The organism is Methylobacterium sp. E-065 (assembly GCF_022829605.1).
Taxonomy (GTDB): domain Bacteria; phylum Pseudomonadota; class Alphaproteobacteria; order Rhizobiales; family Beijerinckiaceae; genus Methylobacterium.
In genome coordinates this window covers 192,210-219,048 of record NZ_JAKSYD010000114.1, presented here as the reverse complement: position 1 = coordinate 219,048, position 26,839 = coordinate 192,210, and the positions used below count along the sequence as shown (strand labels likewise).

Annotated in this window: 26 protein-coding genes; 13 read left to right on the top strand and 13 right to left on the bottom strand. The window is 66.7% G+C overall.

Features of this window, described 5'->3' with window-relative positions:
* Positions 1-8: 8 nt before the first annotated feature.
* The 5 genes from fba to gap form a co-directional block, all read right to left on the bottom strand.
* Positions 9-1,079: a class II fructose-bisphosphate aldolase gene (fba, locus tag MKK84_RS15220; protein ID WP_243921033.1), complete on the bottom strand. Its 1,071-nt coding sequence runs from the start codon at positions 1,077-1,079 to the stop codon at positions 9-11.
* 135 nt (positions 1,080-1,214) lie between these two features.
* Complete coding sequence (locus MKK84_RS15215) at positions 1,215-1,424, bottom strand: hypothetical protein (RefSeq protein WP_243921031.1); 210 nt, start codon at positions 1,422-1,424, stop codon at positions 1,215-1,217.
* A 90-nt stretch (positions 1,425-1,514) separates the two neighbouring features.
* A complete protein-coding gene (locus tag MKK84_RS15210; RefSeq protein WP_243921029.1) occupies positions 1,515-2,717 on the bottom strand; it encodes a phosphoglycerate kinase in 1,203 nt (400 codons plus the stop codon).
* A gap of 23 nt (positions 2,718-2,740) precedes the next feature.
* Complete coding sequence (locus MKK84_RS15205; protein WP_243921027.1) at positions 2,741-3,214, bottom strand: hypothetical protein; 474 nt, start codon at positions 3,212-3,214, stop codon at positions 2,741-2,743.
* Positions 3,215-3,304: 90 nt separating this feature from the next.
* Positions 3,305-4,309: a type I glyceraldehyde-3-phosphate dehydrogenase gene (gap, locus tag MKK84_RS15200; protein WP_243921025.1), complete on the bottom strand. Its 1,005-nt coding sequence runs from the start codon at positions 4,307-4,309 to the stop codon at positions 3,305-3,307.
* A 456-nt stretch (positions 4,310-4,765) separates the two neighbouring features.
* On the opposite strand from gap, the gene MKK84_RS15195 reads away from it, so the two are divergent.
* Complete coding sequence (locus MKK84_RS15195; protein WP_243921023.1) at positions 4,766-5,050, top strand: DUF4164 family protein; 285 nt, start codon at positions 4,766-4,768, stop codon at positions 5,048-5,050.
* Between the two features lie 29 nt (positions 5,051-5,079).
* Entirely contained in the window at positions 5,080-5,466 is a 387-nt protein-coding gene (locus tag MKK84_RS15190; RefSeq protein WP_243921021.1) for a cell division protein ZapA, read from the top strand.
* Between the two features lie 96 nt (positions 5,467-5,562).
* Here MKK84_RS15190 and MKK84_RS15185 read toward each other — a convergent pair whose 3' ends face one another.
* The 3 genes from MKK84_RS15185 to madL form a co-directional block, all read right to left on the bottom strand.
* Positions 5,563-6,231, bottom strand: coding sequence for a GntR family transcriptional regulator (locus MKK84_RS15185; RefSeq protein WP_243921019.1), 669 nt, complete (start codon positions 6,229-6,231; stop codon positions 5,563-5,565).
* A 113-nt stretch (positions 6,232-6,344) separates the two neighbouring features.
* A complete protein-coding gene (gene madM, locus MKK84_RS15180) occupies positions 6,345-7,109 on the bottom strand; it encodes a malonate transporter subunit MadM (RefSeq protein WP_243921351.1) in 765 nt (254 codons plus the stop codon).
* Between the two features lie 17 nt (positions 7,110-7,126).
* Positions 7,127-7,579: a malonate transporter subunit MadL gene (gene madL, locus MKK84_RS15175; protein WP_243921017.1), complete on the bottom strand. Its 453-nt coding sequence runs from the start codon at positions 7,577-7,579 to the stop codon at positions 7,127-7,129.
* Positions 7,580-7,806: 227 nt separating this feature from the next.
* On the opposite strand from madL, the gene mdcA reads away from it, so the two are divergent.
* The 7 genes from mdcA to gmd all read left to right on the top strand — a co-directional run bounded on the left by mdcA (position 7,807) and on the right by gmd (position 14,342).
* Positions 7,807-9,453, top strand: a complete 1,647-nt coding sequence (gene mdcA / locus MKK84_RS15170) for a malonate decarboxylase subunit alpha (RefSeq protein ID WP_243921015.1) — start codon at positions 7,807-7,809, stop codon at positions 9,451-9,453.
* A gap of 146 nt (positions 9,454-9,599) precedes the next feature.
* Positions 9,600-9,908, top strand: coding sequence for a malonate decarboxylase acyl carrier protein (mdcC, locus tag MKK84_RS15165; protein WP_243921013.1), 309 nt, complete (start codon positions 9,600-9,602; stop codon positions 9,906-9,908).
* 2 nt (positions 9,909-9,910) lie between these two features.
* Positions 9,911-10,840, top strand: coding sequence for a biotin-independent malonate decarboxylase subunit beta (locus MKK84_RS15160; protein ID WP_243921011.1), 930 nt, complete (start codon positions 9,911-9,913; stop codon positions 10,838-10,840).
* A complete protein-coding gene (gene mdcE, locus MKK84_RS15155; protein WP_243921009.1) occupies positions 10,827-11,543 on the top strand; it encodes a biotin-independent malonate decarboxylase subunit gamma in 717 nt (238 codons plus the stop codon). The genes MKK84_RS15160 and mdcE overlap by 14 nt, the downstream gene beginning before the upstream one ends.
* An 8-nt stretch (positions 11,544-11,551) precedes the next feature.
* Positions 11,552-12,211: a malonate decarboxylase holo-[acyl-carrier-protein] synthase gene (mdcG, locus tag MKK84_RS15150; RefSeq protein WP_243921007.1), complete on the top strand. Its 660-nt coding sequence runs from the start codon at positions 11,552-11,554 to the stop codon at positions 12,209-12,211.
* A complete protein-coding gene (locus MKK84_RS15145; protein ID WP_243921005.1) occupies positions 12,208-13,134 on the top strand; it encodes an acyltransferase domain-containing protein in 927 nt (308 codons plus the stop codon). Before mdcG ends, MKK84_RS15145 begins: the two co-directional genes overlap by 4 nt.
* A gap of 224 nt (positions 13,135-13,358) precedes the next feature.
* The gene (gene gmd / locus MKK84_RS15140) at positions 13,359-14,342 is read left to right on the top strand and encodes a GDP-mannose 4,6-dehydratase (protein ID WP_243921003.1); all 984 of its coding nucleotides are present in this window, start codon (positions 13,359-13,361) and stop codon (positions 14,340-14,342) included.
* 129 nt (positions 14,343-14,471) lie between these two features.
* On the opposite strand, the gene MKK84_RS15135 is transcribed toward gmd, so the two are convergent.
* The 3 genes from MKK84_RS15135 to MKK84_RS15125 form a co-directional block, all read right to left on the bottom strand.
* Positions 14,472-15,458, bottom strand: coding sequence for a substrate-binding domain-containing protein (locus tag MKK84_RS15135; protein WP_243921001.1), 987 nt, complete (start codon positions 15,456-15,458; stop codon positions 14,472-14,474).
* A 35-nt stretch (positions 15,459-15,493) separates the two neighbouring features.
* A complete protein-coding gene (locus MKK84_RS15130) occupies positions 15,494-17,203 on the bottom strand; it encodes a methyl-accepting chemotaxis protein (RefSeq protein ID WP_279599533.1) in 1,710 nt (569 codons plus the stop codon).
* 705 nt (positions 17,204-17,908) lie between these two features.
* Positions 17,909-19,051: a glycosyltransferase gene (locus tag MKK84_RS15125; RefSeq protein WP_243920997.1), complete on the bottom strand. Its 1,143-nt coding sequence runs from the start codon at positions 19,049-19,051 to the stop codon at positions 17,909-17,911.
* A gap of 466 nt (positions 19,052-19,517) precedes the next feature.
* On the opposite strand from MKK84_RS15125, the gene MKK84_RS15120 reads away from it, so the two are divergent.
* Positions 19,518-20,237 carry an HWE histidine kinase domain-containing protein gene (locus MKK84_RS15120; RefSeq protein ID WP_243920995.1) on the top strand — a complete coding sequence of 240 codons (720 nt, stop codon included), beginning with the start codon at positions 19,518-19,520 and terminating at the stop codon, positions 20,235-20,237.
* Between the two features lie 150 nt (positions 20,238-20,387).
* Here the strand turns inward: MKK84_RS15120 and pucL are convergent, their stop codons facing one another.
* Positions 20,388-21,230: a factor-independent urate hydroxylase gene (pucL, locus tag MKK84_RS15115; RefSeq protein WP_243920993.1), complete on the bottom strand. Its 843-nt coding sequence runs from the start codon at positions 21,228-21,230 to the stop codon at positions 20,388-20,390.
* Positions 21,231-21,380: 150 nt separating this feature from the next.
* Between pucL and MKK84_RS15110 the strand changes: the two genes are divergently transcribed.
* The 3 genes from MKK84_RS15110 to MKK84_RS15100 are packed head-to-tail and all read left to right on the top strand — an operon-like array spanning position 21,381 to position 26,280.
* Positions 21,381-22,211, top strand: coding sequence for an FAD binding domain-containing protein (locus MKK84_RS15110; protein ID WP_243920991.1), 831 nt, complete (start codon positions 21,381-21,383; stop codon positions 22,209-22,211).
* Complete coding sequence (locus MKK84_RS15105) at positions 22,202-24,946, top strand: molybdopterin-dependent oxidoreductase (RefSeq protein ID WP_243920989.1); 2,745 nt, start codon at positions 22,202-22,204, stop codon at positions 24,944-24,946. The genes MKK84_RS15110 and MKK84_RS15105 overlap by 10 nt, the downstream gene beginning before the upstream one ends.
* Positions 24,943-26,280, top strand: coding sequence for an NCS2 family permease (locus MKK84_RS15100; RefSeq protein WP_243920987.1), 1,338 nt, complete (start codon positions 24,943-24,945; stop codon positions 26,278-26,280). The genes MKK84_RS15105 and MKK84_RS15100 overlap by 4 nt, the downstream gene beginning before the upstream one ends.
* 18 nt (positions 26,281-26,298) lie before the next feature.
* Here the strand turns inward: MKK84_RS15100 and MKK84_RS15095 are convergent, their stop codons facing one another.
* Positions 26,299-26,760 carry a PTS sugar transporter subunit IIA gene (locus tag MKK84_RS15095; RefSeq protein ID WP_243920985.1) on the bottom strand — a complete coding sequence of 154 codons (462 nt, stop codon included), beginning with the start codon at positions 26,758-26,760 and terminating at the stop codon, positions 26,299-26,301.
* Positions 26,761-26,839 lie beyond the last annotated feature (79 nt).

The following is a 26,839-nucleotide window of genomic DNA, read 5'->3' as shown; positions in this document are numbered from 1 at the left end:
AATCACTCTCAGCGTGCGCCGATCTTCGGGTCGAGCGCGCCACTGGCGTAGCGTTTGGCCATCTCGGCGACCGAGATCGGCCGGAGCTTCGAGCCCTTGCCAGCCGTGCCGAACTCCTCGAAGCGCTGCTTGCACAGCTTCGTCATCGCTTCCATGGCCGGCTTCAGGTACTTGCGCGGATCGAACTCCGAGGGGTTCTCGGTGAGAATCTTCCGGATCTGACCGGTCATCGCCATCCGGTTATCGGTGTCGATGTTGATCTTACGCACGCCGTGCTTGATGCCGCGCTGGATCTCCTCCACCGGGACCCCCCAGGTCGGCTTCATCTGGCCGCCATACTGGTTGATGATGTCCTGCAGGTCCTGCGGCACCGATGAGGAACCGTGCATGACGAGGTGCGTGGTCGGCAAGCGCCGATGGATCTCCTCGATCACGTTCATCGCCAGCACATCGCCATCGGGCTGACGCGTGAACTTGTAGGCGCCGTGGCTGGTGCCCATCGCCACCGCCAGCGCATCGACCTTGGTGGCCTCGACGAACTTCACCGCCTCGTCCGGGTCGGTCAGGAGCTGATCGTGGCTCAGGGTGCCCTCGGCGCCGTGGCCGTCCTCGGCCTCGCCCTGGCCGCTCTCCAGCGAGCCCAGCACGCCGAGCTCGCCCTCGACCGAGACGCCGGCCCAATGGGCCATCTTGGTGACGTTGCGGGTGATCTCGACGTTGTAATTGTAGTCGGCGGGCGTCTTGCCATCGGCCTTCAGCGAGCCGTCCATCATCACCGAGGTGAAGCCGTACTGGATCGCGGTGGCGCAGGTCGCTTCGTTGTTGCCGTGGTCGAGATGCATGCAGACCGGGATGTGCGGGTAGATCTCGACGAGCCCGTCGATCAGCTTGGCCAGCACGACATCGTTTGCGTAGGCGCGGGCGCCGCGGCTCGCCTGGAGGATCACCGGGGAATCCGTGGCGTCGGCGGCCGCCATGATGGCGAGCCCCTGTTCCATGTTGTTCAGGTTGAAGGCGGGCACGCCGTATTCGTGTTCGGCGGCGTGATCCAGGAGCTGTCGGAGGGTGATGCGTGCCATCGTGACTGTCTTCCTGTTTGCCGTGTGTTCGTCTGGCCGATCGCCGGTCGCGTCGCGCGCGCTCAGCGGGGCCTTATCGTGCCGGTCTGCCGAGAGCGTCGCTTTCGGTCAATCTCCGAAGCAGAACTGAGCATTTCACACCGGATAAATTTCGGCTGGCCCAGCTTTCCGAGGCCGCAAAAAGGTCTTCGATCTCGCCGACCGGCGCGCGGAAATGCCTTCCCGATCCTCACGCATCTCAAGATCGAGCCGACCACGCAGGCCGAAGCGCAGCACCGCCTCATCCGGCAGGCTTGCGTGACCCGCCTGAATGCGCGTCAGAATCGCGAAGTTCGGGTTCTCCATGATGACACCCGTCGACTCGGCCCCCGGCTGTTGGCCGCCGGGAGTATAAATGGGGTCGTGGCTCCAGGGTAGGAGAGCGGAGCGCTGCGCTCACCCCTTCCCGCGAAGGGCCTCGACGCCCGGCAAGGCCTTGCCTTCGAGCCATTCGAGGAAAGCCCCGCCGGCGGTGGATACGTAGGTGAAATCCTGAGCCACGCCAGCGTGGTTGAGGGCCGCGACCGTGTCGCCGCCGCCCGCTACCGAGACCAGCTGCCCGGCCTTCGTGCGCGACGCCGCATGCTCGGCGGCGGCCACCGTGGCAGCGTCGAAGGGGTCCAACTCGAAGGCGCCCAGCGGACCGTTCCAGACCAGCGTCTTCGCACCATCGATGGCGGCGTTGATCTCGGCGACCGAACGGGGCCCGGCATCAAGGATCATGCTGGTGTCCGGCACGCCATCTACCGGCACCGTCTCGTGCGGTGCCTGTGCCTTGAACTCCGTGGCCGCCACCGCGTCCACCGGCAGGATGATCCGGCAGCCGGCCTTTTCGGCAGCCGCCAGGATGCGGGTGGCCGTCCCGGCGAGATCCTTCTCGCAGAGCGACTTGCCGACCGCCTTGCCCTGTGCGTGCAGGAAGGTGTTGGCCATGCCGCCGCCGATCACCAGCATGTCGACCTTGGCGACGAGATTCTCGAGAAGATCGATCTTGGACGACACCTTGGCGCCGCCGACCAGCGCGATCACCGGGCGCTGCGGCGCCTCCAAACCCTTGGTCAAAGCTTCAAGTTCGGCCTGCATCTCGCGGCCGGCATAGGCTGGCAGGCGGTGCGCAAGCCCCTCCGTTGAGGCGTGGGCCCTGTGAGCCGCCGAAAACGCTTCGTTGACGTAGACATCGCCGTTGGCCGCCAACGCATCCGCGAAGGTGGCCTCATTCTTCTCCTCACCGGCGTGAAAGCGGGTGTTCTCGAGGAGCAGCACGTCGCCGTCTTTGAGCGCCGTCACCGCCTTCGCAGCCTCCGCGCCGACGCAGTCGGGTGCGAAGGCCACCGGACGCCCGAGGGCTTCACCCAACGCCGGCACCACCGGCTCCAGGGAGTCGTTGGGCTCGCGCTTGCCCTTCGGCCGGCCGAAATGCGCCAGCAGGATCACCTTCGCGCCCTGCTCGGCGACTTCCCGGATCGTCGGCGCCACGCGCGCGATGCGGGTCGCGTCGGTGACGCGCCCGTTCTCCATGGGAACGTTGAGATCGACGCGCATCAGAACCCGCTTGCCCTTAAGGGAGCCGGCATCGTCGAGGGTACGGAAGGCGCTCATGCGGTCCTGTATCGGTCGGTGGGTTACTGGACGGTCGTTCCGATCGTCGCCCGCTGCGGCAGCAGCCGGTCGAGATTCAGCCGCTGCACCGCGATCATCAGAACGACGGTCAGGATGGCGGTGATCACAGCCGTGAGGACGAGGGCGCCGGTCCCGGGCAGACGGCGTGTCCGCTCCGCGATCCCGCGCATTTCCGCGCGCAGGGCCGCGAGGTCGGTCTGCCGCGCGGATTCATTCATCCGACTGGTGGCATTCTCGACCTTGTCCTCGACGCGCGACAGCAGCGCTTCAGACCGGGCGTACTTGTCTTCGATCCGAGAACATTTGTCCTCGATCCGCGCGAGCTGATCGAAGAGCTGATTGGTCGGAAGTGCGTGGGATGGTGCCCCGACGGCCGGCGGAGCCGGAAGTGGAGCGGTCGGCACCGTATTCGGCGCGGTCGTGATCGGTGTGGTCGCGGTCGCTGCGGTCGACTTGGCCTGCGGAGCGTCGGTCATTCCTGGCGAGTTCCCGGTTCGTGGTGAGACCGCCCAATCGGGCGAATGGCCGCCGTCCTGTCACGGGACGGCGGCCATTCGCAACCCGACTCAGATCAGTTTGGCCATCGCCACGGCGGTGTCGGCCATGCGGTTCGAGAAACCCCACTCGTTATCGTACCAGGACAGGATGCGCACGAACGTGCCGTCCATGACCTTGGTCTGGTCAAGGTGGAAGGTCGACGAGTGCGGATCATGGTTGAAGTCGATCGACACGTTCGGCCGGTCGGTCACGCCGAGCACGCCCTTGAGCGGGCCCGCAGCCGCAGCCTTGATGGCCTCGTTGATCTCTTCGACCGACGTGGCGCGCTTTGCCGTGAACACGAGGTCGACCGCCGAGACGTTCGGAGTCGGCACGCGGATCGCGGTTCCGTCGAGCTTGCCCTTCAGCTCCGGCAGCACCAGGCCCACGGCCTTGGCGGCGCCGGTCGAGGTCGGGATCATCGAGAGCGCCGCGGCGCGGCCCCGATAGAGATCCTTGTGCATCTGGTCCAGCGACGGCTGGTCGTTGGTGTAGGAGTGGATCGTGGTCATGAAGCCGCGCTCGATGCCGACTGCCGCGTCCAGCACCTGGGCGACCGGCGCCAGGCAGTTGGTGGTGCAGGAGGCGTTCGAAACGACGAGGTGTTCGCGCGTGAGCTTGTCGTGGTTGACGCCGTAGACCACCGTCAGGTCGGCGCCGTCGGCAGGCGCCGAGACCAGGACGCGCTTGGCGCCGGCGTCGAGATGGGCCTTGGCTTTGTCCTTCGAGGTGAAGATGCCGGTGCATTCGAGCGCGATGTCGACACCGAGGTCACGGTGGGGCAGCTCGGCCGGGTTGCGCACGGCCGTGACCTTGATCCGCTTGCCGTTCACCACCAGGAATTCGCCATCGACCGCGACTTCGCCGGGGAAGCGGCCATGCACGGAGTCGAAACGGAGCAGGTGGGCGTTGGTCTCCACCGGGCCGAGATCGTTGATCGCCACGACCTCGATGTCGCTGCGGCCGGCTTCCGCGATCGCGCGCAGGACGTTGCGGCCGATGCGTCCGAACCCGTTGATGGCAACCTTCGTCACGGCGTCATTCCTTCCTGATACGGCCCTCGACCGCGCGGCACCGCACGAGGCGGGTTTTGCGGCGGATCCCGAGGTTCCGCCCCGACGCCGCGCAGTGCTTGGTCGCGCGGATCTGGACGGGCGGGCTTGAACCGGCGATGAACCGGACCGGGAGAGTCCGGGCTTCACAGCCGGCAACCAGCGAAGCGCTCGGTTGCGGCCACGGCCTCGGGACTGTCACGGGCCGGCATTCCCGGCGTCGTGCACGGTCCCTTTCGGGAGCGCGCGGCTGTCTAGCATGGCGCTTCGACCTGTCAAACGCGTGGCGGTGACAAAGACCTTCGATTCTCCAATCAATAAACAGGGATTTCGACGCTTGATCTACCGGGTGGTGCCTTCCGGGTGAGATCCGCAATTTTGCGCTGGAATTCCGACGGCATTCGATCGAAAACTTCCGCGTCCGACGAACGGAAGACCATGGCCGACGAGTCCGAACCCAGCATGATCGACGAGGCGCTTGCCCGCCTCGAGGCGGCGGTGAACCGTATGGATGCCGTCGTCCAGTACCGCCTGGAGAAGGCCGCTCAGCCGGACGACCGCGACGCCGAGCTGGCGCTGATGGACGAGGATCGCGCTCGGCTCGCCGCCGCCCTCGACGCGGCCAGCGCCCGGCTCGCGGAGGTCACCGCCACGACCGGCGAGGTCGGGCAGCGCCTCGACCGGGCAATCGAGACCGTCCAGGATGTCCTCGGACGCGCCTGACCCGGATATCGCGCCCCCTGGAGCCGCTCTTGCCGCAGATCAACGTGACCATCGACGGCCGCAGCTACCGCATGGCCTGTGGGGAAGGCGAGGAGGCGCACCTCACCGCACTCGCCGAGAGCCTTGACGGGCGCATCGGCGAGATGCGCAAGAGCTTCGGTGAGATTGGCGACATGCGCCTGCAGGTGATGGCGGCGCTGACGATCGCCGATGAGCTGGCGGAACTGCGCGGGCGGCTTGCCGGCCTCGAAGCGGAGGTCGCGGACTTGCGCGCTGCGACCGAAGCTGCGGAGCACGGCCGCGCGGAGGATGCAGAGCGGGCCGCGGCGGGGATCGGCCGGGCGGCCGAACGCGTGGGCCGGATGGCGGATGCACTCGGGACGCCCCCGCAACGAGGCTCGGAGGTCGTGACGTGAGCGCGGGCGAACCGCCCTTCGAACTCTAAGGCTGTCGATCCGGGCGGTCCGAATACGCGCGGCAATGGTACCGGCGCGACGTGTCGTTCTCGGGCGTCAGCCGTGTTCCGCGATGTACCGCCCGAGCGCCACGGCTGCTCGCAGCATGTGCGCGCGCATCCGCCGGGCCGCCGTCTCGCCGTCGCCCTCCGCGATCGCCGTCAGGATCTCGCCGTGCTCCTCATAGGAGCGGCCGATCCGGTCGGCGTGGCGGAGCTGTGTCCGGCGGAAGGCGGCGAGGCGCTCGCGGATCGCCAGCGCCTGTTCGGCCATGTAGCCGTTGTGGGTCGCGGTGTAGAGCGCCTCGTGGAAGGCGCGGTTGAAGCGGTCGTAGGCGTCGATGTCCCCATCTCGGACCGCGATCGCCGAATCCGCGTGCAGCTCCATCAGTTGGCCCCGTTCGAGCGGGGTCATCCGGTAGGTGGCGAGCCGGGCACACATCGCCTCGATCTCGGCGGTGGTCTCGAACATGTCGGCGATGCGCTGGGGCGTCAGCCGCGCGACGACGACGCCCCTCCGCGGCCGGATCTCCACGAGCCCCGAGGCCGCGAGCTGCCGCAGGGCTTCCCGCACTGGCGTGCGCGACGCGCCGTAACGCTGCGCGAGGTTCTGCTCGTCGAGGGCCGTGCCGGCCGCAATCTCGCCCGACGCGATGGCATCGGTGAGCGCGTCACGGATCCGGTCCGAGAGCAGTCCCGTATCGATCTTCTGAAAATCGCCGTGCATTCGCCAACCCTAGACCAATCCGCTCGACGCGGCTTCAAGTCCACGGAGCAAACGGCACAGTCCTTTGTCATCATCCACCGGATCTTGCCAAGGCGACGCTCCGGTGAAGTATGTCACCCCACTAGGGCACGCACGGCCAGGAACAGGATCGAGGGCCCGACCAGACAGCCGATGCCGGTGTGGAAGGTGGCGGTCAGCGCCCCGTACGGCACCAGCTTGGGATCGGTCGCCGCGAGGCCTCCCGCCACGCCGCTCACGGTCCCCATCAAGCCGCCGTAGGCCATCGCCGAGCGCGGGTTGTCGAGGCCGATCAGCCGCGCCACGAGGGGCGTGCCGACCATCACCATGACGGCCTTGGTCACTCCAGTGGCTATCGAAAGGGCCATGACGGTGGAGTCCGCGCCGATGGCCGCGCCGGTGACGGGTCCGACGATGTAGGTGATCGCACCCGCGCCGATCGTCGTGATCGAGACCGCATCATGATACCCGAACGCCACGGCGGTTAGGGTGCCGACGATGAACGGCAGGATCGTTCCGAGGGCCAGGGCGAGCACGCCGAGCAGACCGGCGCGGCGCGCCTCGACGACATCGACTTCGAAGGCTGTCGCCACGATCGCGAAGTCCCGCAGCATCGCCCCGCCCATGAGGCCGATGCCCGCGAGCGCCGGGATGTCGGCGAGCCCCTTCTTCCCGCCGGTATAGAGTCCGCCGACATAGGCCAGCACCAGGCCCAGCACGATGGCGATGGCCGAACCGTGGACCCGCCCGTTGGTGAGATACTTGGCGGCGACGTTGGAGACGAGGATCAGCGCCCCGACCACCGCGAAGGCGGCGACCAGGCTCTGCTCCACGAAGACATGCTCGATGCCGTGCCAGATCGTGTGATCCATTGTGCTCACTCCTTGCCGACCTGGGAGCCGGCGGTACGGCCGACCGGCTCCGCGTCACCTTCGATCACCGATCCGCCCCGCTCGACCGCGGGGCTGCCCGGGTCTCGGCGGCCGATCCGACTGAGCAGCGCCACCGCGCCGAAGCACAGGACCAGCGATCCCGTCGCGGCGATCAGCACGATCGGGCCCCCGCTCATCGCGGCGACCACATTCTGCTGGGCCGCCATGGCGACCACGATCGGGATGTACATGCCGGCCCAGAACTCGACGCCGAACTGAACGCCCTTGGTCAGGCGGCCCCGCCGCGACAACCAGAAGCGCGCCGCGATGAGCAGAATCATCGCGATGCCGACACCGCCGACATTGGCCTTCACGCCGAGCGCAAGTCCCAGAAGATCGCCGAGATACACGCCGATCAGCGTACAGCCGGCAAGCAGGGCGACACCGAGCACGATCATCGGCGTTGGTCCTTCGGCTCAGCCGCTCTGCGGGCGAGCCGCGGCACGTGTCTCGACGCGCTCGGCATGGACCGTCTCCTTCCCGTCTCGGCTAACTGGCCGTTCCCGGGAGTATGCAAAATATTGACAGACTGGCAATCCCGTATACGAAACCGTGATGAAAACGGGTTTGAAAATACCTATCGCTGCACTATCGTTGGTTTGGCATACCGAGTGGGAAGGCGCGAATGACCGAATGGCGCGGTGAGAGGCTGGCGCGCGACGCCCGCATCGCGGCAGGGCGCACCCATGCCACGGGCAAGGTCGTGCCGGCAGCAGCCGTGGTCGATCTGCTCGAAGCGATCCTGCGGCCCGGGGATCGTGTCTGCCTGGAAGGCGACAACCAGAAGCAGGCCGATTGCCTGGCCCGGGGCCTCAGCGCCTGCGATCCCGGCAAGATCCACAATCTGCACATGGTGCAGTCGGGGATCGTGCTGCCGGAGCACCTCGATGTGTTCGAGACCGGCATCGCAAAGCGCCTCGACTATTCCTATTCCGGCCCGCAGGGCGCCCGCATCGCCAAGATGCTGTACGGCGGCCAGATCGAACTCGGGGCGGTGCATACCTACCTCGAACTGTTCGCCCGCTACTTCGTCGACCTCACGCCCAACGTCGCGCTGATCGCGGGCGTCTCGGCCGACCGGGAGGGCAACCTCTACACGGGGCCCAACACCGAGGACACGCCGACCGTCGTGGAGGCCACCGCCTTCAAGAACGGCGTCGTGGTCGCGCAGGTCAACGAGATCGTCGACAAGGTCCCGCGGGTCGACATTCCGGGCGACCGCGTGGATTTCGTGGTCGAGGCCGACAGGCCGTTCTATGTCGAGCCGCTGTTCACCCGCGATCCGGCGGCGATGACCGAGACCCAGATCCTGATCGCCATGATGGCGATCAAAGGGATCTATGCTGAGTATGGCATCCGCCGCCTCAACCACGGGATCGGTTTTGGAACAGCTGCGATCGAGCTGTTGCTGCCGACCTACGGAGAAAAGCTCGGCCTGAAGGGCAAAATTGCCACCCACTGGGCGCTCAACCCACACCCGACCCTGATCCCAGCGATCGAATCCGGCTGGGTCAAGCAGGTCCATTGTTTCGGCTCGGAGGTCGGGATGGACCGCTACATCCGGGAGCGACCTGACATCTTCTTCACCGGCGCGGATGGAAGCTTGCGCTCGAACCGCGCCTTCTGCCAGACGGCCGGTCTGTACGCCTGCGACATGTTCATCGGCGCGACGCTCCAGATCGACCTGTCGGGCCATTCCTCGACGATCACGCAGTCGCGCGTGGCCGGGTTTGGCGGCGCCCCCAACATGGGCTCGGACCCGCACGGCCGCCGTCACCCGTCGGATGCGTGGATGAAGGCGGGGCGCGAGGGGCAGATCGTCGGCGACCCGGCCCTGATGCGCGGGCGCAAGCTCGTGGTGCAGCTGGTCGAGACCTTCGGCGACAAGCTGGTCCCAACCTTCGTGGAGCAGCTCGACGCTCTGGAACTGGCTCGGAAGATCGGCCTCGAATTGGCGCCGGTCATGATCTACGCCGATGACGTCACCCACATCGTCACCGAGGAGGGCATCGCCAACCTTCTGCTGTGCCGGGATGCCGACGAGCGCGAGCAGGCGATCCGAGGGGTCGCCGGCTACACGGAAGTGGGGCGCGGCCGCGATCGGGCGAAGGTCGAAGAGCTGCGCGCCCGCGGCGTCATCCGCCGACCGGAGGATCTCGGTATCGAGCCCCTCGACGCCGACCGGGCGTTGCTGGCGGCGAAATCGATCAAGGACTTGGTGCATTGGTCCGGAGGACTCTACGAGCCGCCGGCGAAGTTCCGAAACTGGTAGAAACGACCGCAATAATGCCCCGCCTCCTTGTGGGGAGGGGTTAGCGGGGTGGCTCAGGATCGCGCGTTCCGGTGCCGCCTGAACCATCCCCACCACCATCGCCTCCCCGCACGGGGGCGGAGAGGCGCCCTTCAAGGAACAGTCGGATGGAATCGCTGACCTTCCGCCACACCACCAAGAAACCGCTGCCCGGCTCGGTGCCGAACGCAATCACCGGCGTGGTCGCCTCCGGCAATCTGGAGGTCCTGCTGGAGCGGGTCCTGCCGCCGGACGCCTGCGAGGTTGCGATTGAGACACCGATTGCCGGCTACGGCGACGTCTGGGAGGCCGTGGTGGCGGATTTCGTCGCCCGGGCGCAGCCCGGCGGCCTCCGGATCAGCATCAACGACGGCGGCGCCCGCCCCGATACCGTGTCGCTGCGCCTGCTTCAGGGTGCTCGGCTGATGGAGGCCTGATCATGGCTGGCGATCGCTCCGCGCGTACCGATCCGGACACCCTGAGCTGGTACGAGGCGACCGCCCGCCAGCGCGTGACAGCGCTCGCCGATCCAAGCAGCGTCCGCGAGTTCCTGCCGCCCACCGAGCGGCGGATGAGCCCGCACCTGCCGCTGTTCGACCTGCCCCGCGCCTTCGACGACGGCATCGTGGTCGGCGAAGCGACTCTCGACGGCGCACCCGTTCTGATCGCCGCGCAGGAAGGCCGGTTCATGGGCGGCGCCTTCGGCGAGATCCACGGGGCCAAGCTGGTCGGCCTTCTCCGGGTGGCTCTGGAACTGAAGCCGAAAGCGGTGCTGATCCTGTTCGATACCGGTGGCGTTCGCCTTCAGGAGGCCAATGCCGGCGAGACCGCCATCGCCGAGACGATGCGGGCGATCGTGGATGTCCGCGCGGCCGGCATCCCGGTGATCGGCCTGATCGGCGGGCGGGCTGGATGCTACGGCGGCGGCGGGCTCATCGCCGGCACCTGCTCGCGGCTGGCTGTCTCCGAGGGCGGCCGCATCTCGGTCTCCGGGCCGGAGGTGATCGAGACCAACAAGGGCGCCGAGGAATTCGATTCCCGCGATCGGGCACTCGTCTGGCGGACGATGGGCGGCAAGCATCGCCGGCTGACCGGCGGCGCGGACGCGTTCTGCGCCGACACCGTCTCGGCCTTCCGGCGGGCAGCTCTGGATCTGATCGGCCGGGCCCCGGCCTTCGATCTCGACACCCTGGAGGCCGAGCAGGCGCGGCTCGAAGACCGGATCGCGCGCTTCGGCGATTGCCACGACGCCACGGATGTCTGGCGGCGGCTCGGCGTCAACGACCCGGAGGCGGTGCCGGCGATGGATACGGATGCGTTCGACGCGATCGTGGCCCGGGTCGGGGAGATGGACCATGACGCTCGCTGAGATCCTGACTTCCATGTTCCCGGACGGGCACGACGTCACGGTCCAAGACGGGCTGGTGAGCGGCACCGGACCGTTCGCCGACGGGCGCATCACCCTTGTCGGCATCGACGGCGATACCCCGCTCGGGGTCGATGGGGCGCTGCGCTTGTCACGGTCGGTGCTCGATGCGATCCGGGCGGGCGACCGGGCGCCGATCCTCGTGGCGGTCGATTCCGACAGCCAGCGCATGAGCCGGCGGGACGAACTTCTCGGCCTCAACGAGTGCCTCGCCCACCTCGCCAAGGCGCTGCTGCTGGCGGACCGCTCGGGCCACCCGACGATCGGGCTCATCTACGGTCACTCGGCAGCCGGCGCCTTCATCGCGACGGCGCTCGCCACACGGGTCCTGGCAGCTCTGCCGGGCGCCAATCCGAGCGTGATGGATCTGCCCTCGGTCGCACGGGTGACCAAGCTGCCCCTCGACAAGCTCAACGACATGGCGAAGACTACGCCGGTCTTCGCGCCGGGCCTCGACAACATGGTGGCGACCGGCGCCGTGCACGTCGTCCTCGATTCGGAAAAACCACTCCCCCGTCAGATTCGCGATCTCATCGCCGACCTGGAGCCGGGCGATGTGCGTGATCGCCTTGGCGCGGAGCGCGGCGGCCGCCCGGCCGCGCACGATGTCGCCCGCGCGGTCATCGATCAGGCCGGCCGACGCTGAGAATCACTGTGGCTGACACGTATCGACGCCACGATCTCGTTCAGGTCGATGTCTCGGCCTGGGGCGCATGGCTCAGCACCCGGCCCGAACTCGACGGTGTTCGGCACCTCGACCGGTGGGCCCGAGACGGCCGTCCGCTGATCGTGCGGCGTCGCATGCCAGGGGAAACGGCAGAGACCGTTCCCCTTGGCTTGCCGATGCCGCCCGCTGACGGAAAGCGACGGATCGGCCTCGCCCTGTCGGCGGCCGCGTTGTCGCCGGAGACCGCTCCAGAGCTCGCAGAGGCCAGCGATTACGCCCCGACGGCCTGGCGGCCGACGATTGCGGCGCTTCTCGCGCTCGGGCGCGAGTACGGCATCGCGCCGCGGCCATTCGGCAGCCTGCTCTGGCAGGCCGTCACCGGCTTCACCTATCTCAGCGCGATCTCGGATGTCGATCTGCTGTGGCCCTGTCCGGATCCGGTTCCAATCGGCCTGCTGACCGGGCTCGAAGCGATCGCGGCGAAAGCCCCGATGCGCATCGACGGGGAAATCCTTCTCCCGGACGGCACCGGCCTGCATTGGCGTGAGCTGCATGACGCGCCCGAGGATGGGTTGGTCCTAGCAAAGGGCGTCGCGGGCGTGACGCTCAGATCCGTTGCCGGCTTGCGTGAGCAGGGGACCGCATGACGCTGGCGCTTCTCCTCTCCGGCCAGGGCGGCCAGCACCCGGGCATGTTCGACCTGACGGCCGATCATCCGGACGCACAGGCCATTTTCGCCGCCGCCAAGCCGCTCCTCGGCGGTGTCGACCCCCGTGATATCGCGCGCAGCGGCAGCGACGCCCTGCACGAGAACCGGACCGGTCAGATCCTGTGCTGCGTGGCAGCCCTGGCCGCCTGGCGGGCACTGGGCGCCGCCGGGACAGTCCGCACGATCGTGGCCGGCTACAGCATCGGCGATCTCGCAGCTTGGGGGATCGCCGGTCGGTTCGAACCACAGGACGTGCTGGCCCTCGCAGCGCGGCGGGCCGAAGCCATGGACGCGGCCTCGGGCGCTGGATTCGGTCTCGCGGGCATCCGCGGCCTCGGGCTCCCCGCGCTCGAACACCTCGCGGCCGAGCACGGGTGCCATCTTGCGATTCGCAACGCCGCGGATAGCGGCGTGGTCGGCGGCGCACGGAACGCGCTGGAGCTGCTGTGTGACGCGGCGCGCGCGCGCGGAGCGCAGCGGGCTGTGGTCCTGCCGGTTCACACGCCGTCGCACACGCCCCTGCTGGCGGCCGCGACGGAAACGTTCCGCGAGGCCCTGCGCCTGACGACATCGCGCCGCCCGCCACCGGACGCGCCGCGTCTTCTGAGCGGGCTCGACGGCACAGTCGTCTTCCGCAGCGAGGACGGGTTGGCCAAGCTGGCGACCCAGCTTTCGCACAGTATCGACTGGGCCGCCTGCCTGGAGGCCTGCTGCGAGTACGGGGCCGACCACGTGCTGGAACTCGGTCCAGGGCATGCCCTCGCCACCATGGCCCGATCCGCATTGCCGGACGCACGGGTTCACACGCTGGAAGAGTTCAGGACGATCGAGGGCGTCCGTGACTGGCTGAACCGGCATTAAAGCCGTTGTCGTGGCCCGCTCTCTTGCGCCGTGCCAATCTCCACTTCGATGAAGTGTGCTTTACCCGCCAGCATCACCAGATGTTCGGCGCTGGCCCCGACCGGCGGCGGCTGGGATCCTGCACGACGTTCCGTCCGGCCAAGCCGTTGCGCGGCCAAACCCTCGCCTTGACGTCCGGGCCGCACGAGTCGTAGCAGCCTGGCATCGTTGGGACTGGACAGGCTATGACGGGCAAGCGCGCGCTGATCACAGGGGTGACGGGCCAGGACGGGGCCTATCTGGCGCAGCTCCTCCTTGAGAAGGGCTACGCGGTCACAGGCATCGTGCGCCGCTCGAGCCATGCCGGCGTGTTCGACCACCGTCTGAAATGGTTGGGCATCCTCGACGATGTCGAACTGGTCGACGGCAACCTGCTCGATCAATCCGCCCTGCTGCGGATCGTCCAGACCGCCAAGCCCGACGAGATCTACAACCTCGCCGCCCAGTCCTTCGTCACCTCGTCCTGGCAGCAGCCGCTGCTGACCGGGCAGGTGACGGGGCTCGGTGCGGTCCACATGCTCGAATGCCTGCGCTCGGTCGCCCCGCAGGCGCGCTACTATCAGGCCTCGACCTCCGAGATGTTCGGGCTAATCCAGGAGGAGCGCCAGAGTGAGACGACGCCGTTCTACCCGCGCTCGCCCTACGGTGCCGCCAAGCTCTACGCACACTGGATGACGATCAACTATCGTGAGAGCTTCGGGCTGCACGCCTCGAACGGCATCCTGTTCAACCACGAGAGCCCGCTGCGGGGCGTGGAATTCGTGACCCGCAAGGTCACGGATGCGGTCGCGCGAATCAAACTGGGCAAGCAGAAGGAGCTGCGGCTCGGCAACATCGACGCCAAGCGCGACTGGGGTCATGCCCGGGACTACGTGCAGGCCATGTGGCTGATGCTGCAGCAGGATAAGCCGGACGACTACGTGATCGCAACGGGGCGGACCACGACGGTGCGGGACATGTGCGCGATCGCATTCAGGCATGTCGGCCTGAACATCGACGATCACCTCATCATCGACCCGGCCCTGTTCCGGCCGGCTGAGGTCGAGGTTCTGCTGGGCAATCCGACCAAGGCGAAGGCGACGTTCGGCTGGGAGGCGCAGACCAGCCTGGAGGCGCTGATCACCGAGATGGTCGACGCCGACATCAAGCGCCTCAGCGCCAACGCCTGAGCGACCGTCATGGCGGATCCGGGGCTGCCATGACGGCCTCGGTCGGCAGCACGATCCTGCGGCAGATCGGCGACCTCGCGGAGCGCGAGGCGGAGGCGCTCACTTCGAAACGATGAGTGCTGCCCCTGCTTATTGGGCGAAGTGGGCGGTGGACATCCGCTCTGTGACCAGTTCGAACGGCGCCCAATCGTATTGCTGCACGGGCTCATGCCGAATCAACGCCAGGGCATCGTCCACCGCCTTGCCGCCCTGGATCGCGGCATCCTGATGGATGGTCACGGCCAACTGCTTCTTCTGCATCGCCGCGATGGCGGCCGGGATGGCGTCGACGCCACCGATCAGGATGCGCCCGGCAGGAATGCCCGTCGCCGCGACAGCTTCGGCGGCTCCCAGCGCCATCTCGTCATTATTGGCCGCGATCGCGTTGATGGACAGGCCCTGCGCCAGCCATCCGGCGACGATGGCGCGGGCTTTGGCGCGGTCCCAGTCCGCTGTAGCCTCGGCGACGAGACGCAGGCTCGGGAATTCGCGCATCACCTCCTTGACGCCCTGCGTGCGCAGCACTGATCCGGAATGGGTCGGATGCCCCGCCAGGATCGCGACCGATCTGGACCCGTCCAGCATATGGGCGAGCTTGCGCATCTGCAGCCGACCGGCGACGAGATCGTTGGGCATGACGAAGGCGACCCGCCCGGAAAACCAGTCCTCCCGCGGTCCGTTGTTGAAGTACACCAGCGGAATATCGGCTTCCTGCGCGAGACGCGTGATGGTGGCGTTCGCTGTCGCATCGACCGGCATGACCAGAAGCGCATCGACCTTCGCGGCGATGAAGGAGCGGACCTGTGCGATCTGCTGTTCGCCCGCGCCCTCGGGCGAAAAGGCGAACTGAACGGCTACGCTGCGGGACTTGGCGTGTTCCGCGATCCGATCGTGCAGGAGCTGCGTGAACGCGACCGGGGGGATCATCGTCACGCCGAGGGTCGTCGCGGCGGCCGCCATGGGCCCGAATGCGAGGGCGACGAGGAGCGCGACGTGCCACGACCGGGCGCGGCCGCACGCGTCGGCGAGAGCGACGCGGATCCCCGAGATGGTCCGGGCCGTGCCTGATCGGTTCATGATGTCGGGTCCGGCGTGTTGGGTCCGACGCGGCCTCAGGCGGCGCGGATCGTCTGAAGGAAGCGGATGACCTCGGCACCGAGGCGCTCGGCGTCGCGCGACAGGGCACTCGCGGCAGTGAGCACCGTCTCGGCCGTATCTCCCGCCTTCTCGGCGGTGCCGGCCACATCGGTGATGTGCGTGCTGACCTCGCCGGTGCCCTGCGCGGCCTGGGCGATGTTGTGGACGATTTCCTGCGTGGCGGCGCCCTGCTCTTCCACAGCCGCCGCTATGGAGGCGGCTGCCCGGCTCATGTCCTCGATCCGGGTGGTGATGCCGGTGATCGCCGCGACGGCTGTGGCGGTGGAACCCTGGATGACGCTCACATGCCGCGTGATGTCGTCGGTCGCCTGCTTGGTCTGTCCGGCGAGGGCTTTCACCTCGGCAGCCACCACTGCGAATCCCCGGCCGGCCTCACCGGCCCGCGCCGCCTCGATGGCGGCGTTGAGCGCCAAGAGGTTGGTCTGGGCGGCGACCTTGGCGATCATCCGGACGACGTCGCCAATCTGGTCGGCGGCGCCGTTAAGCGCCTGGACCAGCTCCGTGGTCTGCGCCGCATCGGTGGCGGCGCCATTGGCCATCGCGGCGGTCTTCTCGGCCTGACGTCCGATCTCTTGGACCGACGTGCCGAGCTGGTCGGCGGCTGCGGCGATCATCCGGACATTGGATTGCGCCTGTTCCGCCGCACCCGCCACGCTGGTCGATTGGGTCGCCGTTTCCCCGGCCATCCGGCTCATCTGGTCCGCCGACCCGCGGAGCTCGACAGCAGCCGCCGTCACCGTGCCGACGATCCCACCGACGGAGGCCTCGAAGCGCTCCGCCATCGTGTGCATCACCGTCCGGCGCTGCTCCTCCGCCTGCGCCCGAAGCTGCGCCGCTTCCGCCTCCATGGCTTGGGTGCGCAGCATGTTGTCCTTGAAAACCCGCAACGCGCCCGCCATGGCGCCGAGTTCGTCGCTGCGGGCGTCGGATGGCACGGCAACGGCGAGGTCGTTCTCGGCGAGCTGCTCCATGACGCGGGTTATTCGGGCGATCGGCGCTGCGACCCGGCGCAGGATGAACCAGACGATTCCGAGCGTCAGGAAAGCCGCCATGGCGACGGCAACCATCACCGCAATCCGTGAGGCGTCGCCGACTGAATCCGCCATTGCAGTCCGGTCGAAGGCTCGGGCCTGGCGGTAGCCGAGCACTGTGTCCACTGCCTGCGTGAAACCGGCGGCCTCGTTCTGCAAGACGGTATCGAACACCGCATCGGCCAACTCGCGCTCGCCGGCACGGTCGAGCGCCGCCGCCTCCGCCTCGACCGCCAGGAAGTGTTGCCAAGCCTCGCGCAGTGTATGGGCGAGGCGTTGCTCGTCAGTCCCCGCGACGGTGGGCGCGTAGGCGCTCCAGGCGCCGGAGAACGCTTCCTGCGCCTTCGCGATCCGCGCTCGGTAATCCAGCCGCGACGCATCGGATGGCGCATGATGGGCCAGGACGTCCAGCGCCCGCAACTCCTGGCTGAGCTGCTTCATGGTGCCGAGGATCGCCACCGCCCGGATTTCTCCGGCAACCGACCGACTGGTCTCGTTGACCAGACCGATGCGGAACACGGAGAACGTTCCGATCCCGATGGAGATCATGAACAATGCGATAGCAGAGCCGATGATAATCGACTGCAGATTGAGAGAAGATTGTCGCGCGCGAGTGCGCTCCGGGGACGCCATCCAAATCCAATCCAAGTCTTGTCCTGGCAGGGCTTATCGCGATGCCGACCCGGAAGCAAATTTTTTGGATCACATCGCACCATCAAGAAATGAATGTTACAATAATCAACATTTAATGATCGAAATATCATTATGTTTTTACTAAAACTACTATTATTTTTGATTTGATTTAATGATTTTAAAGACCAGAGTAAAGCAGCTCATTCGAGCGATCTGTCTAAGGCTTTGAAGGAGCGAAGCGGACATGTTGCGTTTGAAGCCCCGCCAATCCGTCGATTGCTGGTCAGAGCGGCCGGGCTTGCTGTTGCCGCAGCCACAACAGGCCGGCGATGCCCCTCCTGGGACAGACGAAGACGATGAACGCGAGCAGCCCCATAGCCAAACTCCCGGTAAAGCGTGTCTCCGCTTAGACAACGTCGGCGGATCGCGGTGGATACCCGGGGGCCGTTCGGCTGGGCTGGGCTGGCGGGTGCCGGCGATCGCGGTGCGAGGCGGCCATATCCGTTTCAGTCGACTTGGCTAGCGCGTGCTTTGATCAACCACAGATGCACCTTCACCACATCACGGGTGGCTACAGGTAGACGCGGGCTGGAGGACCGGTAGCCGCTTTGGGGCAAGGGTCGAGAGGGGATTCAGCGCCGGTGGTGCCCCAGCGCGCCCCTGCGGTTTCAGTCGCTTTGACCCCCGAATCCAATTAAAGCAAAATCAAAGCAGTGTTTGAAATTGCCAATTTGGCATGAAGTGCGTCTTATAGGAGTATTTGGCAAAACCCCAGATCGGATCGACCATCTTGCCCAAGGCTTCAGCGGCCAAGCGCGCAATACGAGCCCGCACATCAGAGGGTAGATCGGCGTTCGTCAGCATATCCAAGCAGGTAGATAAGCAGGCGCGTGTCTGTCCGGTGTTGAAAGCATTCACTGCATATTCGTCCTTCAGACCATATTGATATATCCAGGGCTGAACAAAGAGATCCGATGCGTTCATACGCGGCGGCATTCCAGCTTGAGCGTAGTGGAATGCATCTACATATTTTCGGTTATTCCGGCAAAAGCGGCTGGCCCCAAGCCGCGCTTCCGCCCGGCTCGGCCGCGTGGCGATCGCACGATCGTACATGGCAAGAACCGCGTCGATGGGTTCCTCAAGAAATTCCATGATGTAGGCGGCACTAAGAAGGCTTATGTACACCTCATCGTCCCAGAAGCCCAATTCTGCACGTTTCAGGTAAAATTTCAGAGAATTGTTGTAATCATGTATGTCACGGTAGCTCTGAGCCAAGTAAAATGTGTAGCGCGCGACGAGGAACGGATCTTTTTCGGACTTTAGCGCCTTTTCCAAGAGAATCACATCGCGATTATAAGTTTCTCCGCTATTACGATGCCGCGCGCCGTCCTCTCCTCGCCTCATCGCAAGTGGCATGGACCCGTGCCAAGTCGATTTCGGGCAATCGAGAAATTCGTGCACGACGCCTCGATAGTGCCACGGATACGCGTTATTGACCAGTTGGAGGCGAAGGTAGCGCGTAAAACTGTCGAGAATTGTGATATTGTAAGCTGGCGCATCGAGTGTAGGCAGAATGAATCCCGCCGGAATGACCAGTTCGTCGTCCGCGTCAATGATCAGGGAGTAATTCGCATGCGGGCGGGCCAAGCGGAGCGCCTCGCTTCGATTATGTGCAAAATCGACCCATGGCCGCTCCACCACGGACCCCGGTATGTCCGCCATCGCGGTCCGGATTACATCCTGTGTGCCATCGGTCGAACCGGTATCGACAATGATCCAGTGATCGATGATCGGTCTAACCGAATCGAGGCATCGACGAATGACGTGCGCCTCATTCTTGACTATCATAGAAAGACAGATCGTCTGCTTCCGAGATTTCATGATCTTCGAACTCTATTCTGCAAGATAGAGATGCACTGCAGCCTTCAAGAGATCTCTTAGCTTTAAGTCATGAATTTGGCAAAGATTAATTTTTCTTGATCCGAATTTCTAGACGATTATAAATTTAAGAAATTGTATATCAGAACGGATTCAGATCGCGATAATCACGCACATATTTTGCGAAACTTGAATTTTGATTCTATCTTCCAATGTAAATTCGAGGCACACACTGCGGGATCGCGTCGATAACTCGGCCGGGAGAACCCGAGCACGCGAGTTCTAAAAGGTCGCACCGCCCACTCATCGTGCGCAATCGATTGGTCGAGCGCAGGTGGTTGACCGCACTTTTTGAACACGTGATGGTCGCCCCGGTATCACGCGCGGGTTCGGCGCCAGTCGCATCATCGTGGCTTTTCGCCCGGAGAGGACCTGCATGGCACAGGATCACGTGCGCGACGCGCGAGTTGATGCCCTCGAGGCGGACAACGCGCGATTGAGACGTCTCCTCGATGCGAGCGGTGCGTCCGACGGGTTGCGTCACGGTCTGCGCGATACCCTGGCGATGCTTCGTGCGGTGCTGCGTCTCTCCGCAGATACCGCGGAGAGCGTCGAAGGCTATGCCACCCATCTCGAAGGCCGGCTCGATGCGATCGCCCGCGCGCGCATCAGTCTCGACATGTCCGGCGGGATCAGCCTGCATTCGCTGATCTCGGACGAGTTGATGGTCCATCTCATTCGCGAGGGCGATCAGGCGGACCTGGCGGGCCCGGCTGTCCGCCTCCGCCCGAAGGCCGGGCAGGTGATGGCCCTGGCTGTACATGAGCTCTGCAGCAACGCCGTCGAGCACGGCGTATTCGGACTGTCCGAAGGCAAGGTGAACGTTGTCTGGTCGATAGACACCGGCGATACGATGCGGCCAGACGATCTGGTGCTGACTTGGAAGGAGACCGGCGGCACGGATGTCGCCCTGCCGACGCGGCGGGGCTTCGGCATGCAGGTCCTGAACGACATGCTGCGCTACGAGTTGAATGCCCGTATCGATCTCGCCTTCGAACCGGACGGCTTGCGCTGCACAATGCGTCTGCCCCTCGTGCCGCGGATTGGCCGCATCGTCGACGAGCCCGGATCCGACGACGCCAGCGAGCCGAACTGACGCGACCTGCGGCCGACACTGGCCTAGTCCGGGTAGCGCAACACCGGCCAAATGCAGGGAATCGCGGTCTCAGCCCATCGCTCGCGATGCTTCCCGAACCACCAGAAAGCACCGAACATTAATCGCGGAACTGCCAAGCTCTTCGGCTGATCAGCTTCGTCGACCGATCGTCGCCTCGATGCGGCCATAAGGCTCATCGGTCGGCTGGAAGACGGCGCCGGCGTTGTCCAGCCCGAACGGCCTGAGATCGACCGGCAGATAATGCTTGTTCGGCATCACGAACGCGATCTCGGCCAATTCCGGCACCTCGGCGAGCGCAGCCTCACCCATCCGGTACATGCTGTCCTGAACACCGCGGCTATACGTGGTTCCGAAGACCCGGAGCAGGATGGCGAGGATTCGGGCATTCGCGATCCCGAAATCGTCCGGTTTCACCGACCAAGACCACGTCGCATCCATGCTCGTCGCGGCGATCCGGTCGGTCGTATCGGGCAGGGTGCGATACCGGTCGTTCACGAAGCCAGTCCAGCCGGATTGCGTGGTCTTCATGAAGGTGAAATCGCGCAGGCCCGAGCGGAGCGTCGATCCGGAGCGATCGGTGACCAGCCCCACGTAGCCGAAGCCGTTGCCGTCGCGGGTGAAGGTGTGATCATGCGGCGCGCCATCGACGGCGTGGCGCAGCCACCGGGTCTCCTCGGCCTCGATCGATACCGAGGCGACTTGTGGATAGCTTTCGATCAACACCCGCGCCAATGCGGCAACGAACGCCTCCGCGTCGAGCGTGGGGTTCTGGGCCGCCGTCACGTTGACGATGTTCTTCACACTGTCGGTGGCGATGCTCGCCCTGTTGTCCCCGTCGGTCCAGGCGGCGTCGAAGGCCCCGGTCAGCATCACCGAGAGCGTCAGTTCGCGCGGGACGTGGTGCGCGCCGTCGCGGGCGAGGCGCATCACCCGGACGCGTTCCTTTCCGTAGCGCGCGGCCATCAGCGGCATCGTGGACTCCAGACGATCGGGGTGGCTGTCGAGTATTAAGGCGCGACACGGTGCGATCCAAGCAGGGTCTAGGCCGTGACTTGACCGGGCCGGCGAACCGGCACGCATAGTGCGTGGCCCGATGCTCTTCCTGCCCGGACGGCGTGCTGCATGGATCTCAACACCATCGAGACCGTCCTCAGGCCGCGCAGCCGATCCGAACTGCCGCCGTGGCAGGCGGGGGATGCCTGTCTGGCGGGTGGAACGTGGCTGTTCTCCGAACCGCAGCCGGAAACGCGGCGCCTTGTCGACCTCGCGGGTCTCGGCTGGCCCGCGCACGCGATCGGACCGGACGGCCTGATCCTCGCGGCGACCTGCACCTTCGCGCAGCTCGACCGGCTCGCACTTCCATCTCACTGGAGCGCAGCGCCGCTGATCGGCCAGTGCTGCCGCGCGCTCCTCGGCTCGTTCAAGATCTGGAACACCGCGACCGTGGGCGGCAATCTCTGTCTCGCTCTTCCGGCCGGGCCGATGATCGCGCTGGCCGTGGCGCTGGAGGCGCGCTGCGCGATCTGGTCGACCGATGGCGCCGAGCGAGACCTGCCCGCAGCGGATTTTGTGCTCGGTCCCCAGCGGAACGCCCTGCGAGCCGGTGAGATCCTGCGCAGCCTGCACGTCCCGGCGGAGGCGCTGGTTCGGCGGACGGCGTTCCGGCGCATCAGCCTCAGTCCGGCCGGTCGATCAGGTGCCCTGTTGATCGGCACACGACACGCGGACGGCGCCCTGACGCTCACCGTGACGGCTGCAATCCGCCGGCCGGTCCGCCTCGCCTTCGACGCTTCGCCCGACGATGTGACTCTGGCCCGGGCCCTCGCCGCCGCGATCCCCGACACGCTCTACTACGACGACGTCCACGGCCGGCCCGACTGGCGGCGCCACGTCACCGGTCTCCTCGCCCGGGAAATCCGCGACGCGTTGCAGGAGGGCGGCCGATGCATCTGACGATCAACGGGAGCCGGTACGAAGGCGCGCCGCGGCCGGGCCAGTGCCTGCGCACCTACCTGCGCGAGGCCGGATGGTTCGGCGTCAAGAAGGGCTGCGACGCGGGCGATTGCGGCGCCTGCACGGTCCACCTGGACGGCGAACCGGTCCATAGCTGCCTGATCCCGGCCTTCCGCGCCGAGGGCCGGGCCGTGACCACCATCGAGGGGCTCGCCGGCTCCTGCCGCGCGGATGACGGCTTACCCGACACGATCCACCCGATGCAGGCGGCCTTCCTGTCCGCGCAGGGCTTTCAATGCGGCTTCTGCACCGCCGGCATGATCATGACCGCTTCCGCCCTCGACCAGGGCCAGCGGTGGGATCTCGACACCGTGCTCAAGGGCAATCTGTGCCGCTGCACCGGCTATCGCGCGATCCGCGACGCCATCGCGGGGATTGGCCATGCGGCTCAAGGATACAACGGCGACGATCCGGTCGGGCAGAGCCTCCCGGCCCCGGCCGCGCTGCCGGTGGTCTGCGGGCGGGAGCGCTTCACCCTCGACATGCCGCCCGGTGACGCCCTCCACCTCAAGGTGCTGCGCTCGCCGCATGCCCATGCCCGGGTCGTGACGATCGACGCGGCGGCCGCGCACGCGATCCCCGGCGTCGTTGCAATCCTCACCCATGCGGACGCACCGCCCGGCCGCTTCTCAACCGGCCGCCACCAGGACCCCAGGGACGACGCCGCCGATACCCGCGTGCTCGATCCGATCCTGCGGTTCGTCGGCCAACGCGTCGCCGCCGTGATCGCGGAGAATGAGGCGGCTGCCGAGGCCGGATGCCGGGCCCTGCGCGTCACCTACGCGATCCGGTCCGCTCTGCTCGATCCAGCCTTGGCGCTCACATCCGATGCACTGCGGGTCCACAATCCCGGCGAAGAACCCGGCAACGATGCGCCGCCCCTTGGGCCCCACCCGAACCTGGCCGCAGAAGTCCACGGCGAGGTCGGCGATGTCGCGGCGGGACTCGCTGAAGCCGATATCATCTACGCGGACACCTTCCTGTCCCAGCGGCTCCAGCACGCGGCGCTGGAGACCCATGGCTGCATCGGCTGGCACGACCCAGACGGCCGCCTGACGCTGCGCACCAGCAGCCAGGTGCCGTTCCTGACCCGGGATGCCCTGTGCGAGCTGTTCGGCCTCGAACGGGATGCGGTGCGCGTCGTCTGCGGGCGGGTCGGCGGCGGCTTCGGCGGCAAGCAGGAGATGCTGACCGAGGATCTCGTCGCCCTCGCGGTGCTGCGGACCGGTCGCCCGGTACGCTGGGAGCTGACCCGGCAGGAGCAGTTCATTGCGACCACGACCCGTCACCCGATGCGGGTCACAGTAACGGTCGGCGCCCGGCGGGACGGTACGCTCACGGCCATCGACCTCGACGTCCTCTCCGATACTGGCGCTTACGGCAACCATGCAGGCGGGGTGATCCACCACGGCTGCAACGAGGTGCTGGCGGCCTACGCCTGCCCGAACAAGCGGGTCGCCGGGCGCGCCGTCTACACCCACACGGTCCCGTCCGGCGCCTTCCGGGGTTACGGCCTGAGCCAGACGATCTTCGCCCTCGAATCCGCTTTGGACGAGATCGCCCGGCGCCTCGGCATCGATCCGTTCGAGCTGCGTCGCCGGAACGCCATCAGGCCGGGCGACCCGATGGTGTCGAACAGCCTGGAGCCGCACGACGTGGTGTTCGGCAGCTACGGGCTCGACCAGTGCCTGGATCTGGTGGAAGCGGCCATGCAAGCCGATCCAGGACCGGAGCCGGAACCGGGCTGGCGCGCCGGCACCGGCATGGCGATGGCGATGATCGACACGATCCCGCCCCGAGGCCACTTCGCCGACGCACGGGTGAGCCTGGAGGCGGACGGTCCCTACACCGTCCGGGTCGGCACCGCAGAGTTCGGCAACGGCACCAGCACGGTGCACCGTCAGATCGCAGCCTCCGCGTTGTGCGCCGATCCCGGCTGCGTCCGGGTCCTCGGAGCCGACACGGATACGGTTGGCCACGACACCGGTGCTTATGGCAGCACCGGCACCGTCGTTGGCGGTCTGGCAGTCCTGCGCGCCGCCGAGGCCCTGGCGGAGCGGATCCGCGCCCGGGCGGCCGAGATATCCGGCGCGGCCGTCGAGGCTTGTCGGCTCGCCGGCGATACGGTCGCGACACCGGGCGGTCCGCTCGCTCTTGCCGCACTCGGACCGCTGGAGGCGGACGGGCACGCCGACGGCAGCCCGCGCTCGGTGTCGTTCAACGTCCAGGCCTTCCGGGTGGCCGTCCGGCCGGAGACCGGGGAGGTGCGCATCCTGCGCAGCATTCACGCCGCCGATGCAGGGCGCGTCATCAATCCGATGCAGTGCCGCGGCCAAGTGGAAGGCGGCGTCGCGCAAGCGATCGGCGCGGCACTCTACGAGGATGTCCGCATCGACGGCGGGGGGCGGGTGATCACGCAGGCGTTTCGCGACTACCACATCCCCGCCTGCGCCGATGTCCCGGATACGCAAGTCCTGTTCGCCGAGACTCACGACAGCGTCGGCCCGCTTGGCGCGAAATCCATGAGCGAATCGCCTTTCAACCCTGTCGCGGCGGCGCTCGGCAACGCGATCCGAGACGCGACCGGGGCGCGACTTACGGCGACACCGTTCGCGCCCGACCGGATCTACCGGGCCGTCGCGGCCAGCCTGAACGCGGACGGCGCCTCGGCATGAAGCGGGATGCCATCTCTCCCGCGCCGTCGGGCGGTTTTCTGGAGCGAACATTTCAGCTCGCCGAGCACGGCACCAGTGTCCGCACCGAGTTGCTGGCGGGCCTGACCACGTTCCTGACGATGGCCTACATCGTGTTCGTCAACCCCAGCATCCTGGCGGATGCCGGCATGCCCCGCGGCGCCGTGTTCGTGGCGACCTGCCTCGTGGCAGCGCTCGGTTCGCTGATCATGGGGCTCTACGCCAATTATCCGATCGCCCTCGCGCCCGGGATGGGGCTCAACGCCTATTTCACCTACGTGGTGGTGCAGGGCCTCGGCTTCGCCTGGCCGGCCGCCCTCGGGGCCGTGTTCATATCCGGCCTGTGCTTCCTGATCGTCACGCTGACCGGGCTGCGCGCGATCATTGTCGACGGGATCCCGCGCTCGATGCGGATCGCGATCACGGCGGGGATCGGCCTGTTCCTGGCGATCATCGCCTTGAAGAATGCCGGCATCGTCGCGGCAAGCCCAGCCACCTTCGTCACCCTCGGCGATTTGCATCGACCCGGGACGGTCCTGGCCGTGATCGGGTTCCTGATGGTCGCCGTCCTCTCGGCTCGGAAGGTGCGGGCGGCTCTGCTCTCCAGCATCCTCACGGTCACGGCCCTAAGCTTCGCCGTTGCCGGGAACGGCTTCCAGGGTATCGTCTCCCTGCCACCGTCGATCACCCCGACGCTGTTCGCCCTCGATATTCCGGGCGCCCTGTCGGGTGGCCTGCTCAACGTGATCCTGGTCCTGTTTCTGGTCGAACTGTTCGACGCCACCGGCACGCTGATGGGGGTCGCCAACCGGGCCGGACTGCTGACCGAGGGCCGGATGCGCCGCCTCGACCGCGCGCTGATGGCCGATTCCGTATCGGTCTTCGCGGGCTCGCTGCTCGGCACGTCGAGCACAACCGCCTATCTCGAAAGCGCCTCCGGAGTGGAGGAGGGCGGCCGCACAGGCTTGACGGCCGTGACGGTGGCGGTCCTGTTCCTGGCCTGCCTGTTCTTTGCTCCGCTGGCGGCCGCGGTGCCGCTCTACGCGACCGCGCCGGCGCTGTTCTATGTCGCCTGCCTGATGCTGCGCGAACTCGCCGACCTCGACTGGGACGATCGCACCGAGGTGATCCCGGCCTGCGTGACGGCGCTGCTCATGCCGTTCACCTATTCGATCGCCACTGGGGTTTCCTGCGGCTTCATCACCTACGCGGTGCTCAAGCTGTTCGCCGGCCGGGCGCGCGAGGTGAAGCCGGTGGTCTGGGTGATCGCCGCGATCTTCCTGTTCAAGTTCGTTGCGGTGGGCGGGGCGCACTGATCAGCCCAGGGCGTCGCATCACGCCTCCGTAAGGCTCCGGCCGCTCGCTGCGGCATGCAGGCTCCGTGCATCCCGGGCGCGACGCAGCGCAGCGGCGGTCTCGGGGTCGCGCAAGCGGCGCGCCACGCAGGCGAGGGCGTTCAGGTTCTCGCCTTCCGCACCCGAGGGAAGAAGCAGCAGGAAGACGAGATCGACCGGCCGGTCATCCACGGCGTCGAAGTCGATCGACTCGCGCAGCCGGGCGAGCATCCCGTAGGGGCGCTGGACGGCGTCCAGCCGGGAATGGGGCAGCGCGATGCCATCCCCGATCCCCGTGGACCCGAGATCCTCGCGCCGAAGCAGGGCCGGGAGGATTGCCGTCACATCGATCCCGAGCGTGCCGGCTGCCCGTCGGGCCAGATCGTCGAGGAGTGGGATCTTGCCGGCGCTGCGCAGACCGATCAGTGCGTCGGCGGGTGCCAGGATCTCGTCGACGGTCATGGCCGCGCAGTTCGTATGGTGAGGGACATCGTGAAATCCTGTTCGTCAGCCCGTAGCCGCAAGGTCGGCCCCTCTCGGC